Origin of the sequence: Oceanobacter antarcticus (genome assembly GCF_044962685.1) — a bacterium.
Classification (GTDB): domain Bacteria; phylum Pseudomonadota; class Gammaproteobacteria; order Pseudomonadales; family Oceanobacteraceae; genus Oceanobacter; species Oceanobacter antarcticus.
Window position 1 is genome coordinate 246,891 of the sequence record NZ_JBBKTX010000001.1, and the last position, 14,037, is coordinate 260,927.

Consider the following 14,037-nt stretch of genomic DNA (forward strand, 5'->3'; position numbering starts at 1 on the left):
CCGATGCCGGGTTGACCCCAAGGCCCTGCCGCTTCTGGCGGGGCATCTGAATACCTGATTCCGCCCGCAGACATTCTGATTTTGATGTATTCAGGATGTCTGTTGGTTTTCCTGATCATCAGAAGCGGAGCCTCATTGTGAGAAACCTGTTAATTACCTGCTGCTGCCTGTTGGGTGTGCTGGCCGGGCCTGTGTGTGCCGAACTGGACGACGCGATACTGGCGGCGGCCGACGATGTGGCGGAGATAACGACGGTAGCGGCTGTTGCCGAGCCAGAGAATATGGAGCCTGCGGTGACGGTTGAGTCCTTGCTGCAGCAACTGACCGAAGCTTCCTTGAATCAAGCCATTCCCGTGCTGGAGCAACTGCGTGAAACTGGCGGTGAAGCCATGTTACCGCTGTTTAAAATCATGCTCGCCGGGGATCTTTATTATATTAAAGATACCCGCCAGGTGGTCGGCAAGTTCGAGACCAATGGCGACACGGAATACCAGAACCCGTTGACGGGTGAACTGATCACCGGGCTGGTCTCGCGTGATGTTAAAAAGATCCGGGTTAATAACCGCCTGCGGAATCATCTGAATGGTGTGATTGCCCGCATTCGCCTGTCGTCTAGTGACGCAGCGGTACGAGAGGAAGCGGTGAAGAACCTGCTGTCGGAGCTGGATGCCGATACCATGGTTACTATTCAGTCGGCACGTGATGAAGAAACTGTGTCGGCAGTACAGGAGATTATGGATCTGGCCCTGGCCATGTATCAGCTGGATACCTCAACGCAACAAAGCGATCAGCTGGCGGCCATCGAAGCTATTGGTGGCAGTCTGGAAGATGACGCCCGCAACGTTTTGCGCCGCTTTGCCAATATGGAAACGGATCACAGCGATTATAATGCGGTGGTCAGCCAGGCCGCCGCCAAGGCATTAAACCGCATTCAGGAACGGGTCGAGTTCTACGGCTTTATTGATCAGTTGTTTTTTGGCCTCAGCCTTGGCTCGGTATTGCTGCTGGCGGCGATTGGTCTGGCGATTACGTTTGGGGTGATGGGGGTGATCAATATGGCCCACGGCGAAATGATCATGCTGGGGGCTTATACCACCTATGTGGTTCAGCTGATTATGCCGAATCTGATCGACTATTCATTGTGGGTCGCGATTCCGGCGGCTTTTCTGGTGTCGGGACTGATGGGAGTATTGATTGAACGACTGGTGATCCGTCACTTGCATGGTCGTCCGCTGGAAACCTTGCTGGCGACTTTTGGTATCAGTCTGATCCTGCAGCAGCTGGTGCGTAGCGTGTTTTCACCGCTGAATCGTCAGGTAGCTTCGCCAGAGTGGATGAGCGGCTCGGTGGAGATCAACCCGGTACTGTCGCTGACTCTGAACCGTCTGTACATCCTCGCCTTTGCCCTGCTGGTGTTTTTTGCCCTGCAACTGATCCTGAAAAAAACCAATTTGGGCCTGAACGTGCGGGCGGTCTCGCAAAATCGTTCCATGGCCCGTGCCATGGGGGTGCGTTCTGACCGCGTGGATGCAATGACCTTTGGTCTTGGCTCCGGTATCGCCGGTATCGCCGGGGTGGCGCTGAGTCAGCTCACCAACGTTGGCCCCAACCTCGGCCAGGCTTATATCATCGATTCGTTTATGGTGGTGGTGTTCGGCGGCGTCGGTAATTTGCTCGGTACGCTGGTGGCGGCTTTCTCGCTCGGTATTGCCAACAAGTTCCTGGAGCCGGTGACCGGTGCCGTGCTGGCCAGTATTCTGGTGCTGGTATTTATCATTCTGTTTATCCAGAAACGTCCAAAAGGGCTGTTTCCTCAAAAAGGGAGAGCGGCAGAATGAATGCACTTGCTGCTGTATTTCAGACCTTGCTGAAAAGCAAGGGTCAGCCTGGTGGCCGTGTTGCCCCCTTTGTTATCCTGCTGTTGGTGGTGACGGTACTGGCGTCGGTCGCTAATCTGCTGATCCCGGAAACCTCGGCATTACATGTCAGTACCTACACTATTACCTTGCTGGGCAAGTATCTCAGTTACGCCATGCTGGCACTGGCGGTGGATGTGATCTGGGGTTATTGCGGCATTCTCAGCCTTGGCCACGGTGCGTTTTTTGCGCTGGGTGGTTACGGTATGGGGATGTATCTGATGCGTCAGATTGGTGACCGGGGTGTGTACGGTAACCCGGAGCTACCCGATTTTATGGTGTTTCTCGACTGGCACGAACTGCCCTGGTTCTGGCTCGGTATGGATCAGTTCTGGTTTGCCATGCTGATGGCGGTGGTGGTACCCGGTATTCTCGCTTATGTGTTTGGCTGGCTGGCATTTCGCTCACGGGTAACCGGGGTGTATCTGTCGATCATGACCCAGGCGCTCACTTATGCCTTGTTGCTGTCGTTCTTTCGTAATGAAATGGGTTTTGGTGGCAATAATGGTCTGACCGATTTCAAGGATATTCTCGGCTTCGATTTGCAGTCGGATACCACCCGAGTGGCGCTGTTTTTGATCACCGCACTGATGTTGTCGCTGACATTGATTACCAGTCACTGGATTATGAAGTCGCGGCTTGGCAAGGTGATTGTGGCGATTCGGGATGGCGAAGCCCGCGCCCGCTTTATCGGCTACCGCACCGAGCAGTACAAGGTCTGGCTATTTGTGTATTCCGCTGTGATAGCGGCCATTGCCGGTGCCTTGTATGTACCGCAGGTGGGCATTATCAATCCGGGCGAGTTCTCGCCCATCAACTCGATTGAAGTGGTGATCTGGGTGGCGGTGGGTGGCCGTGGCACCTTGATTGGTGCGGTTATTGGCGCGCTGTTGGTGAACTATGCCAAAACCCGCTTCACCGCGATCATGCCGGATGGCTGGCTGTTCGCGCTGGGTGCCCTGTTTGTGCTGGTTACTCTGTATTTGCCCAAAGGCCTGATGGGTATTTATGGCCAGTTGCAACAGCGTTTTGCAACCCGGCCGGTTGCCCCGACGAAACCGACTACGACCGGGGAGGTGTCCTCATGAGTGTGATTGAAACAGTCTCTGATCAGGCTCGCGATGTGTTCCGGCCAGATCAGGTGTGGCCATTCCTGATGCCGAAGAAGCCCGAAATCAATGTCTCGCAGCAGGTGATCCTGTATGTCGAAGGGGTCAACCTCAGCTTCGATGGCTTCAAGGCACTCAACAATCTTAACCTGTATGTGAACGATGGCGAATTACGTTGCCTGATCGGTGCTAATGGTGCGGGTAAAACCACCATGATGGATGTGATTACCGGCAAGACCCAGCCGGATTCCGGCACCGTGTATTTTGGCAGTAACTACAATCTGCTCGACCGCTCGGAAGCAGAAATTGCCGAACTCGGCATTGGCCGTAAATTCCAGAAGCCTACGGTATTCGAAGCCCATAGTGTGTTTGACAACCTGGAATTGTCGCTCAAGTCCAACAAGGGGGTGATTCCGACGCTGTTTGCACGCCTCAGCCCGACCGAAATCGGCCGTATTGAAGAAGTGCTGGAAATCATCAGCCTGACCGACCAGCGTTATATGCTGGCGGGAGCCTTGTCTCACGGGCAGAAGCAATGGTTGGAAATCGGCATGTTATTGATGGCGCAGCCGAGGTTGTTGCTGGTGGATGAGCCGGTGGCCGGGATGACGCCACAGGAAACCGAACGTACCGCCGAGCTGCTGACCTCGCTGGCGGGAGAGCACACGGTCATCGTGGTGGAGCACGATATGGAATTTGTCCGCAGCATTGCCCGTACTGTCACTGTCTTGCACCAGGGCTCGGTGCTGGCAGAAGGCACCATGGATCAGGTACAGAACAACCGTGACGTGATTGAAGTGTATTTGGGGGAAGAAGCATGATTGCCATCAACAAGGTTAACCAGCTGTATGGCGGCACCCAGATTCTGTGGGAACTCGACCTCACTATCGAAAAAGGCTCCTGTACTTGCATCATGGGTCGTAATGGCGTCGGTAAAACCACCTTGCTGAAATGCCTGATGGGGCTGTTGCCCATCTCCACGGGTGAGATTTTGCTTAACGGCGAACCGTTGCATAAAAAGAACGCCGAAGCCCGTGCCGTGGCGGGTATCGGCTATGTGCCTCAAGGACGCGACATTTTTCCGATGCTGACGGTTGAAGAGAACTTGCGGATTGGTCTGCCGATTCGCAAGCAACGGCTGAAAATGCTTGGTTGTCATGATGATTCTGCCGAGATTCCGGCAAAAATATTCGAGCTGTTCCCGGTATTAAAAGAAATGCTGCATCGTCGGGGCGGCGATTTGTCCGGTGGCCAGCAACAGCAACTGGCCATTGGTCGGGCGCTGGTGATCGAACCCAATGTACTGATTCTGGACGAACCCAACGAAGGTATTCAGCCTAATATCGTCAAGCAGATTGGCGACGTGATTCTCAAACTGAACGAGGAAGAAGGTCTGACGGTGATTCTGGTTGAACAGAAACTCGGCTTCGCCCGACGGGTCGGCAAGGAGTTCCGTTTGATGGAAAAAGGCCGTGTGGTTGCCAGTGACAAGATGGCCAATTTGAACGATGCACTGATTCGGCAATATCTGGCAGTATGATGGCAAGCAGTTCCCCGTTATCGCAAGGTCGGATCAAGGAGTACGCGGCATGAATATGCCGGTTGAACAGCCATCACAAGAACCACAACAAGAGCCAGGACAAGAGCCGTCACCCGCCTTACGGGTGACGCCATCGCGCTGGAATGCCTCACTGGCGTTAGGTATAACCAGAACCCCTCGTGGTTCGGTGTTGAAAAGCAACGTCCACCAGGGGCCTTTGTATGTGCAAAAGCCTTTCTACCCGGAAGGGCGAGAGCTGGCGCATCTTTATCTGCTGCATCCGCCGGGTGGTATGGTGTCGGGCGATACGCTGGCCATTGCCGTCAATCTGGGTGACGCTGCAGCAGCGCTGCTAACCACCCCCGGTGCGGGTCGAGCCTATAAGGCGCGTGCCGACAAAACCCCACAACGACAGAATCTCCGTTTTGAGCTGGCCGCACAGGCCACGCTGGAATGGCTGCCGCTGGAAAGCATTATTTACCCGGATGCCAATACCCGGCTGGATACCGACGTTTACCTTGCAGAAGGGGCGCGTTATATCGGCTGGGAAGTGACCTGCCTGGGCTTGCCCGCATCGAACCAGCCCTTCACCGCCACCAGTTCATTCAGCCAGAATCTCAATCTCTATCGTCATGGTCGCCTGGTGTTGCGGGAGCGATTGCAGGTGCATGGCGATCAGGGTATTTACCGCGCCATGACCGGGCTGCAATCCATGCCCATTAGCGGCATGATGGTGGCGGGGCCTTTCTCTCCAGACGGTAGGGATTACGACTCGGATAGCAAGACGCTGCTGAGTGACGAAGTGATCGGCCAGCTGCGTGCCTTGTTGGAAACGGACGGATCTGGAAAAACATATCTAACAGGTGTTACTCTTAATCGTGATTTTCTGATCATTCGTTACCTTGGTCATTGTTCGGCCCAGGCTCGCGCATTGTTTACCCGCTGCTGGCAGGAAATTCGCCCGCTGCTGATTGGGCGTCAGGCCTGCGCTCCGAGAATCTGGGCGACCTGAACGGCTGTCCCAACCTGAATAACAAGACCACCATCAAAGAGGTCCGGCATGGAACTACTGCCAAGAGAAAAAGACAAGCTGCTGATCTTCACCGCCGCGCTGCTGGCCGAGCGACGACTGAATCGCGGCCTGAAGCTCAACTATCCCGAAGCCATGGCCTACATCACCATGGAAATTATCGAAGGTGCCCGTGACGGTAAAACCGTTGCCGAATTGATGAGCTACGGCAAAACCCTGCTCAGCACCGAGCAGGTGATGGACGGCGTGGCAGAACTGATTCACGAAGTGCAGGTGGAAGCCACCTTCCCGGATGGCACCAAGCTGGTGACGGTTCACGAACCGATTTGTTAGGCCGCTGGGCATACCACGCGAGCCGTGGAAGCCAGAAGAGAAAATGCCAAGGCTGCTCTCGTTCCCACGCTCCGCGTGGTAATGCAAACAGCAAACCCTATCCACCACAGGGAGACACAGATGTTTATTCCAGGTGAAATACAAGCCGTCAGCGGTGACATTGAACTGAACGTTGGCCGTAAAACCCTGACGCTCCGGGTTGAAAACACCGGTGACCGTCCCATTCAGGTCGGTTCTCACTATCATTTTGCTGAAACCAATCCGGCGCTCAGCTTCGACCGCGACGCTGCCTTGGGCTTCCATCTTAATATCGCTTCTGGAACGGCCGTGCGGTTTGAACCCGGCCAGGGTCGCGATGTCGAGCTGGTGGAGTTTGCTGGCAAGCGCGAAATTTACGGATTTCGTGGCGAAGTGATGGGCAAGCTGCCGGCCGCTGAAGGTGCAGACGACCATACGGTCACGGTCAAAATGGATCGCACCGCTTATGCCCAGATGTTCGGGCCGACCGTTGGCGACAAAGTCCGCCTGGGTGATACCGACCTGTGGATTGAGGTAGAAAAAGACTTCACCGTCTATGGTGATGAAGTGAAATTCGGCGGCGGTAAGGTGATCCGCGATGGCATGGGTCAGAGCCAGGTGCTGAATAATCCAGCCGACGGTGAACCGGCGATGGATCTGGTGATCACCAACGCGCTGGTACTGGATCACTGGGGCGTGGTTAAAGGTGACGTCGGCATCAAGAACGGTCGTATTGTAAAAGTCGGCAAAGCCGGTAACCCGGATGTGCAAGCCGGAGTGGATATTATTGTTGGCCCGGGTACGGAAGTGATTGCCGGTGAAGGTTCGATCCTGACGGCGGGTGGCATCGATGCCCATATTCACTTTATTTGCCCGCAACAAATCGAAGAAGCCCTGATGAGCGGCGTCACCACCATGATTGGTGGTGGTACTGGCCCGGCCACTGGCACCAATGCCACCACCTGTACGCCGGGGCCATGGTATCTGGCCAAGATGATCCAGAGCACCGACGATATGCCGATGAATCTCGGCTTTCTGGGTAAGGGGAATGCCAGCCTGCCGGACGCCCTGGCAGAACAGCTGGAAGCCGGCGCTTGTGGCCTGAAGCTGCACGAAGACTGGGGCACCACACCCGCCGCCATCGATTGTTGCCTGAGCGTGGCAGAACAATACGATGTGCAGGTCGCGATTCATACCGACACCCTGAATGAATCCGGTTTTGTTGATGACACCATCGGGGCCTTCAAGGATCGGGTGATTCACACCTATCACACCGAAGGTGCCGGTGGCGGCCATGCACCGGATATTATCCGTGCCTGTTCCTATCCCAATGTGCTGCCGTCATCCACCAACCCGACCCGGCCCTACACGGTGAACACGGTGGATGAACACCTCGACATGCTGATGGTATGTCACCATCTGGATACCTCGATCCCGGAAGATGTTGCCTTTGCCGATTCCCGCATTCGCAAGGAGACCATTGCGGCTGAAGATATCTTCCACGATCGCGGTGCCTTTTCGATGATCTCGTCCGACTCTCAGGCCATGGGCCGGGTAGGGGAGGTGGTGACGCGTACTTGGCAAACTGCCCATAAAATGAAGCAACAGTTCGGTTTCTTGCCCGAAGACAAGGCTCTGGGCAGCGACAACTTCCGCGCCCGCCGTTACATTGCCAAATACACCATCAATCCGGCGATTACCCACGGTATCTCTCATGAGGTGGGCTCTATCGAACCGGGCAAACTGGCGGATCTGGTGCTGTGGAAACCGGCGTTTTTTGGTATCAAACCCTCGATGATCATCAAGGGTGGCATGATTGCGGCCGCACAAATGGGCGATCCGAATGCCTCCATTCCCACTCCGCAGCCAGTGCATTACCGGCCGATGTTTGGTGCCCATGGTTCCGCTGCGGCAAAAACCTCCTTCACCATGGTGTCGCAAGCGGCGCTGGATAGCGGTCTGAAAGAACAACTGGGCATCAAGCGTGAACTGGTGGTCTGTAAAAATACCCGCAATATTCGCAAAAGCGATATGGTGCATAACAGCTGGCAACCCAACATCACCGTCGATCCGCAAACCTATGAAGTGCGAGCCGACGGAGAACTGCTGACCTGTGAACCAGCCACCGAGTTACCACTGGCGCAGTTGTACACGCTATTTTGATTGCGCTGTTCTGACTCAGCAGGCCGTTCCCACGCCGGAGCGTGAGAACGGCCGGCAACGGGAATAACGATTTGAATACTGGCCCCCACGCTCCGGTGTGGTAGCCAATCCGGAGAAATCCATGTTGGAGATTTACGAACGCCTGGGAACCGATGCCGCTGGCCCGATTTACGCCACGGTTTGCCTGACCCATGAACAACGTGACCGGGGGCGTTTACGCCTGACCAGTACGGACGGCGAAGAAGTACGGGTATTTCTGGAACGTGGTAAACCCTTGCTGGTCGGTGAGTTTTTGAAAACCCAGTGCGGCAAAATTGTACAGGTAGACGGCGCGATAGAAGCCGTTGCCGCAGCCACTTGTGACGACTGGCGTACCTTTGCCCGTGCCTGTTATCACCTTGGCAATCGCCATGTGAAACTGCAGGTGGGAGATCGCTGGTTACGTATTACTCCCGATCATGTGTTAGAGGAAATGCTGGTGTTGCTGGGACTGACCATCACACCGACGGAAGCGGTGTTTGTGCCGGAGTCGGGTGCCTATTCCAATGGTGGTCATTCACACGGTCATTCGCACGGTCCGCACGGTCATGCTCACAGCCACGAGCAGGCGCATGAGCACGCACATGATGATCAACACAACGGGAAGCACGACGATCAACATGAGCATGGCCATGACCATCAGCACCACTGATTCGGTCGTGGTTGATACCACCCTGGCGGCTGCGTCACCCTTGAGTGATATGGGTCTGATCCGCTTGATGCAGCTGTGCTCGGTGAGTTTGCCGGTGGGAGGTTACGCCTTCTCCCACGGCATGGAATACGCCATTGATGCCGGCTGGATTACCAAAGCGCCTCAGGTGAGCCAGTGGGTGAATGAGCAGTTGCAACACAGCCTGTCAGCGACTGATTTGCCGGTGTTACGACGGTGTATGGCGGCGATCGCCAGTGGTGATCTGGCTGAACTGGTACGGCTGAATGATCTGCTATTGGCCTGTCGAGAAACGCGTGAATTACGGCTGACCGACACCGCCATGGGAGAAGCGTTACACCGTTTGTTAACCAGCCTCGGTTTTGAGCTGCCGTTTGCCAAAGGCGAGCCGGTCAGCTTTGTCTGCCTGTTTGCATTGGCGGCTGGTGAGTGGGGGATTCCTTACCGTTCGGCGGCGCTGGGATTTTTATGGTCCTGGCTGGAAAACCAGATAGCGGCAGCCACCAAACTGGTGCCACTAGGGCAAACCCAGGCGCAACAATTACTCGGTGAGTTGCAACCCGCTCTGCAACGAGCGTTAGAATACGCAGACACCCTGGATGACGATGAAATTGGAGCGGGCCTGCCAGCCCTGGCTATTGCCAGCTCCCAACATGAACATATGTATTCGCGCCTGTTCCGCTCCTGAAGCAACGGGCCGGTGTTACCAAGACAAGGGGAATTTTTTATGTCGAAACCAAAACAGACACTGCGCATTGGCGTTGGCGGCCCGGTTGGCTCGGGCAAAACCGCCTTGCTGCGTTCTCTTTGCACGGCGATGCGTGACTACTACGATATTGCAGTCGTCACCAACGACATTTACACCAAGGAAGACGCCAAATTCCTCACCGAAAACGAGGCGCTCAGCGCTGATCGTATTCTCGGGGTGGAAACGGGCGGCTGTCCGCATACCGCCATTCGTGAAGACGCTTCCATGAACCTGGCTGCCATCGATCAGCTGCTGGCACGACACGGTGCGCTGGACGTGGTCTTTGTCGAAAGTGGCGGTGATAACCTCAGTGCCACCTTCAGCCCGGAACTGTCAGACCTGACCCTGTATGTGATTGACGTATCGGCAGGTGACAAGATTCCACGCAAGGGTGGCCCTGGTATTACCAAGTCGGACTTGCTGATCATCAACAAAACCGATCTGGCTCCGCTGGTGGGTGCCTCGCTGGAGGTGATGGCGCGGGATGCCAAAAAGATGCGTGGCGAGCGGCCGTTTGTGTTCTCCAACCTGAAAAAAGCCCAGGGCCTGGACGACATCATTCATTTTATTGTGACCGAAGGCATGCTGGAGCAGAAAACGATTCCGCCAGCCAAAGCGGTGGTTTGATTGACGGTACCTTGTCCGAATCCGTCCAAATCAAAGACTCTTGTGAACCAATGACATCAAGGAAACAGCTATGAAACATATCTTCAAAACCGTCATCAGTGCGTCCATTAGCGCTACGGCTGTTGTGCCAGCGGTCGCCATGGCACACACCGGCTATGAAACCTCCGGCTTGATGGTGGGTATAACGCACCCGTTTACCGGACTGGATCATCTGTTAGCCATGGTGGCGGTAGGTCTTTGGGCGGCACAAATGGGGGGGAAAGCTACCTGGCAGCTGCCACTGGCTTTTATCGTGACCATGGCGTTTGGCGCTGGCCTGTCGATGCTTGGTGTGACCGTGCCATTTGTTGAAGGCGGTATTCTGGCGTCGGTGATTGCCGCTGGCTTGTTGGTAGCTTTTGCCGTCCGCTTCAATATCCTGCTTTGTACCGCTCTGACCGCCGGGATGGCGATGTTTCATGGCGTTGCCCACGGTGCCGAAATGCCGGTTGCCGCTAGTGGGCTGAGCTATCTGAGTGGCTTTTTGCTGGCAACACTGATGTTGCATCTGGCGGGTATCGCGCTGATCAAGGCGGGTAAACCTGCAATCGCCGCAATGACGGCGCGTATTACGGGCGCGGGTATCGCCGCCGGTGGTCTGGTCTTGGCAGTTATTTGAATCTGACGACGGTGTTCTCATACCCATACGGATACGTTGGTGTGGGAACCCGGTGCGTTACGACTTTATTGTCTATCCAGTCGGTTTAACATCGGCTGTAACTGTTCTTCGTAACGTTGCCATTGCGCTACCCGGCTGTTCGATAGCGGCTTGCGCACCTGAGTCGCGGACAGGGTTCGTACACTGCGTTTGTTTTCGTGGAAGTTCAGGCACGCGTCATTCCATGGCAGGCCAACAAAGTCCAGCAGGGCGCGGATGGTATGCTCTGGCTCGGCAATCAGCGTTTCATACTCCATCACAAAAATATCGCTGCCGGTGTTCCGCCAGTGCTGAATCAGTTTTTCGCTGGCATTCCAGATGTCGGCCAGCTCTTCCTGCTGATAGGTGAAGTACATACCTTCGGAGAAAAACTGGCGGTAACAGCCCCATAAATTGTCCATTGGGTTGCGGCGGCACACCACTATTTTGGCGTGGGGCAGGGCCTTGCGGATCACTCCGATAGCTTTGTAGTTCTGCAGGTTTTTGTCGGTAAACCAGCCGCCATCTTGCAGTGCCTTGGTGCTGTCCAGATAGGCGTTACCAATGGCTTGCCAGCCGTCTTCCGGCATATCTGCAACCCAATTTGGGAAGGTTTTCCGAATGCCTTTACGAGCCAGCCATTGGCCACACGCCAGTGGCAAATCATTGAGTTCGTCGCCCCCTGCAACGCTGGGATGGCTGGACAGAATCTGTTCGGTCAGGGTGGTGCCACTGCGCGGTAAGCCGCAGATAAAGATGGGTGTTGGTTTACCTGCAAGGTTGTCGGCAGCGCTGGCGGACGCCGCCGTGGGGAAGGCCGCAGCCGCTTTTTCAATTTGGCTCAGTTCCGCACTGTGCTGGTAGGGCACAATCGATCGTTTGAGTTCGGCACCGGCCTGAATGTTGTCGAACTGACGGGCGTATTCTTGGGCGCTTTCGTCACTGCGCCCCAGTGAGTAGTAGATCATCGCCCGTTGGTTGGGGCTCAGTTTGTCGCCGCTGGCTAACGCCTGACAGCGTTGATATTCCGCTGCTGTTAAGGCACCGACCATGTCGGAGCGGTTCCAGATGGCATTCGCGTTATCTGGCTGCAGGGCCAAACAGCGTTTGAAGCTTTCCAGAGCGGCGTCACTGCGGCCCATTTCTTTCAGAATGACACCGCGGTGATTGTGTAATTCTGCCAGTGTCGGTTCCAGCTTGAGGGCCTTGTCTATCAGTCGTAAGGCGTCGCTGTGTTGCTGGGTAATCCGCTTGGCTAGTGACAAACTGGTGAGCGCGGGAATAAACCGGGGTTTGCTGGCCAGGCAACGTTGCGCATCCTGTACCAGGCCTTGCTGGTCGGCAGAATGATTCAAGGCAGCAAACAGCATCATCCAGGCATCGGCAAAACCGGGTACTTGCTGGGTAATCTGCCTCAATACGTCGATGGCCGGTAAGGGCTGGCCACTGTGCAGCCAGCGTTGTGCCAACACCATGGCTTGCTGTACTGGCATGATGCGCTTGTCCTGATCCGGTAGCTGGAGAGTGATCGGTTTCAGAGCTGCTTTATTTGCTTTGTTCGTACCTGCACTTGCTGTTTTTTTTACCACGCCAGTATTCGCCTTTCGTAAAAACAATCCGTTAGCGGATTATGCCTGAATGAAACGCACGGAGCATTTGCCGCCTTTGGCCACCGGGGTTATCGTTACCTATTTAATACTTTCAAGCCGAGGCAACAGGCACTCCCATGGGCAAAATTCATACTTTTGAACTGTGCGACTACCAACCAGAGCAACACGATCAGCCGTATCGCTATCTGGTGATTAGTCAGGGCCAGGTGTTATCGACAACAGCAGCGGATTTGACGCTGCATAGCCATGCCGATGTGCACTGCCGTTGGCCGGAGTTGACGAGTCAGACGGAGACGGTCTTTATTGGCATCGCCAATCGTAATATCCCCTGTTTTGTTATTGAACTGGCACAGCCGGTGGAACCGGAAGCCAATCATTGGTTATCTCCCAGAGCACTGATGGCGAATGCGTCGGCGGATGAATATGTGGCCTTGTCGCGGGCATTGCAGCTGGGCGTATGGGCACGGGAACATCGTTATTGCGGTGTCTGTGGAGCGCCAACCCGGCAACACCAAACCGAGCGGGCGATGTTTTGTGAACCCTGCAATAAGCTGTATTTCCCCCGCATTGCTCCCTGCATCATCACCATAGTGACTCGTGGCGAGTACTGCTTGCTGGCCCATCACAGCCGTTACAAAGTTAATTCTTACAGCACCCTGGCCGGTTTTATTGAGGCGGGTGAGTCGATTGAAGATGCCGTTCACCGTGAAGTGAAAGAGGAAGTGGGCATTACTATCCGCGACCTTGAATACTTCGGCAGTCAGAGCTGGCCTTTCCCTGGTCAGCTGATGGTGGGGTTTATCGCTCACTACGACAGCGGTGATATTGTGATTGATGACGATGAAATTTCTGATGCCCAGTGGTTTCATTACACCCGGCTGCCAGAAACGCCACCACCCTTGTCCATCTCTGGCCAACTGATCCAGACCTTTGTTGACCGTTGTCGGCAAGCCCAATGACCGAGCGTGAAAAGATGCTGGCGGGATTGCCGTATAACGCCTGGGAGAACGAGCTGTTGGCAGCACGGTTGCAAGCCAAGTCGGTTTGTCATGCCTTTAATCAGGCGGATCCGTGTCAGCTGGACGCTCGTATGGCCTTGTTACGCGGTTTGTTGACGCTGCGTGGCAGTGCCCATATTGAACCCAATTTCTTTTGTGATTACGGTGTCAATATTGATATTGGCGACCATTTTTATGCCAATCACAACCTCACCATTCTGGATGTTTGCCCGGTGACCATTGGTGCCCAGGTGATTATCGGGCCTGGATGCATGATCGCTACTGCCATACACCCGTTAGACCCTGTAGAGCGCCAGACAACCGAATCAGGGCTGCCCATTGTGATCGGCGATCACGTCTGGCTGGGCGGCAATGTCTCGGTGCTGGCGGGTGTCACGATTGGCGATAACTGTGTTATTGGCGCAGGCAGTGTGGTCAATCGGGATATTCCTCCAGGCACCGTTGCTGCCGGAAACCCTGCACGGGTTATCCAGAAGGGGACATCTATTTAATCCTGCACGGCTCTGCGCGAGTGTTGCCGTTGTTCAGGGCAAGGCGAC

13 protein-coding genes and 1 pseudogene are annotated in these 14,037 nt (G+C 55.1%); 13 read left to right on the top strand and 1 reads right to left on the bottom strand.

Annotation, left to right across the window (positions count from 1 at the left end; translation table 11 throughout):
• Positions 1-281: 281 nt before the first annotated feature.
• The 11 genes and pseudogenes from urtB to WG929_RS01225 all read left to right on the top strand — a co-directional run bounded on the left by urtB (position 282) and on the right by WG929_RS01225 (position 10,851).
• Entirely contained in the window at positions 282-1,838 is a 1,557-nt protein-coding gene (gene urtB / locus WG929_RS01175; protein ID WP_416204608.1) for an urea ABC transporter permease subunit UrtB, read from the top strand.
• Positions 1,835-3,004, top strand: coding sequence for an urea ABC transporter permease subunit UrtC (gene urtC, locus WG929_RS01180; RefSeq protein ID WP_416204540.1), 1,170 nt, complete (start codon positions 1,835-1,837; stop codon positions 3,002-3,004). Before urtB ends, urtC begins: the two co-directional genes overlap by 4 nt.
• Positions 3,005-3,072: 68 nt before the next feature.
• Positions 3,073-3,846 (top strand): urea ABC transporter ATP-binding protein UrtD, encoded by a 774-nt coding sequence (gene urtD, locus WG929_RS01185; protein ID WP_369858036.1) that lies wholly within the window; start codon positions 3,073-3,075, stop codon positions 3,844-3,846.
• Positions 3,843-4,565: an urea ABC transporter ATP-binding subunit UrtE gene (gene urtE, locus WG929_RS01190; RefSeq protein ID WP_369857224.1), complete on the top strand. Its 723-nt coding sequence runs from the start codon at positions 3,843-3,845 to the stop codon at positions 4,563-4,565. The genes urtD and urtE overlap by 4 nt, the downstream gene beginning before the upstream one ends.
• Before the next feature lie 49 nt (positions 4,566-4,614).
• The gene (locus WG929_RS01195; protein ID WP_416204541.1) at positions 4,615-5,577 is read left to right on the top strand and encodes an urease accessory protein UreD; all 963 of its coding nucleotides are present in this window, start codon (positions 4,615-4,617) and stop codon (positions 5,575-5,577) included.
• Positions 5,578-5,625: 48 nt separating this feature from the next.
• Complete coding sequence (locus WG929_RS01200) at positions 5,626-5,928, top strand: urease subunit gamma (RefSeq protein ID WP_416204542.1); 303 nt, start codon at positions 5,626-5,628, stop codon at positions 5,926-5,928.
• Positions 5,929-6,048: 120 nt separating this feature from the next.
• On the top strand, positions 6,049-8,109 hold the full coding sequence (ureC, locus tag WG929_RS01205) for an urease subunit alpha (RefSeq protein WP_416204543.1): 2,061 nt from the start codon (positions 6,049-6,051) through the stop codon (positions 8,107-8,109).
• A 121-nt stretch (positions 8,110-8,230) separates the two neighbouring features.
• Positions 8,231-8,734 (top strand): annotated as a pseudogene (gene ureE / locus WG929_RS01210) (urease accessory protein UreE); the annotation flags it as partial.
• On the top strand, positions 8,733-9,506 hold the full coding sequence (locus tag WG929_RS01215; RefSeq protein WP_416204544.1) for an urease accessory protein UreF: 774 nt from the start codon (positions 8,733-8,735) through the stop codon (positions 9,504-9,506). The pseudogene ureE and the gene WG929_RS01215, both read left to right, overlap by 2 nt.
• 39 nt (positions 9,507-9,545) lie before the next feature.
• Positions 9,546-10,193: an urease accessory protein UreG gene (ureG, locus tag WG929_RS01220; RefSeq protein ID WP_369857229.1), complete on the top strand. Its 648-nt coding sequence runs from the start codon at positions 9,546-9,548 to the stop codon at positions 10,191-10,193.
• 70 nt (positions 10,194-10,263) lie between these two features.
• Positions 10,264-10,851, top strand: a complete 588-nt coding sequence (locus tag WG929_RS01225) for a HupE/UreJ family protein (protein WP_416204545.1) — start codon at positions 10,264-10,266, stop codon at positions 10,849-10,851.
• 65 nt (positions 10,852-10,916) lie between these two features.
• On the opposite strand, the gene WG929_RS01230 is transcribed toward WG929_RS01225, so the two are convergent.
• On the bottom strand, positions 10,917-12,362 hold the full coding sequence (locus tag WG929_RS01230) for a tetratricopeptide repeat-containing sulfotransferase family protein (protein ID WP_416204546.1): 1,446 nt from the start codon (positions 12,360-12,362) through the stop codon (positions 10,917-10,919).
• Between the two features lie 233 nt (positions 12,363-12,595).
• On the opposite strand from WG929_RS01230, the gene nudC reads away from it, so the two are divergent.
• Complete coding sequence (gene nudC, locus WG929_RS01235) at positions 12,596-13,438, top strand: NAD(+) diphosphatase (protein ID WP_369857232.1); 843 nt, start codon at positions 12,596-12,598, stop codon at positions 13,436-13,438.
• Positions 13,435-13,989 (top strand): sugar O-acetyltransferase, encoded by a 555-nt coding sequence (locus WG929_RS01240; protein WP_416204547.1) that lies wholly within the window; start codon positions 13,435-13,437, stop codon positions 13,987-13,989. Before nudC ends, WG929_RS01240 begins: the two co-directional genes overlap by 4 nt.
• The last annotated feature ends 48 nt before the right edge of the window (positions 13,990-14,037 follow it).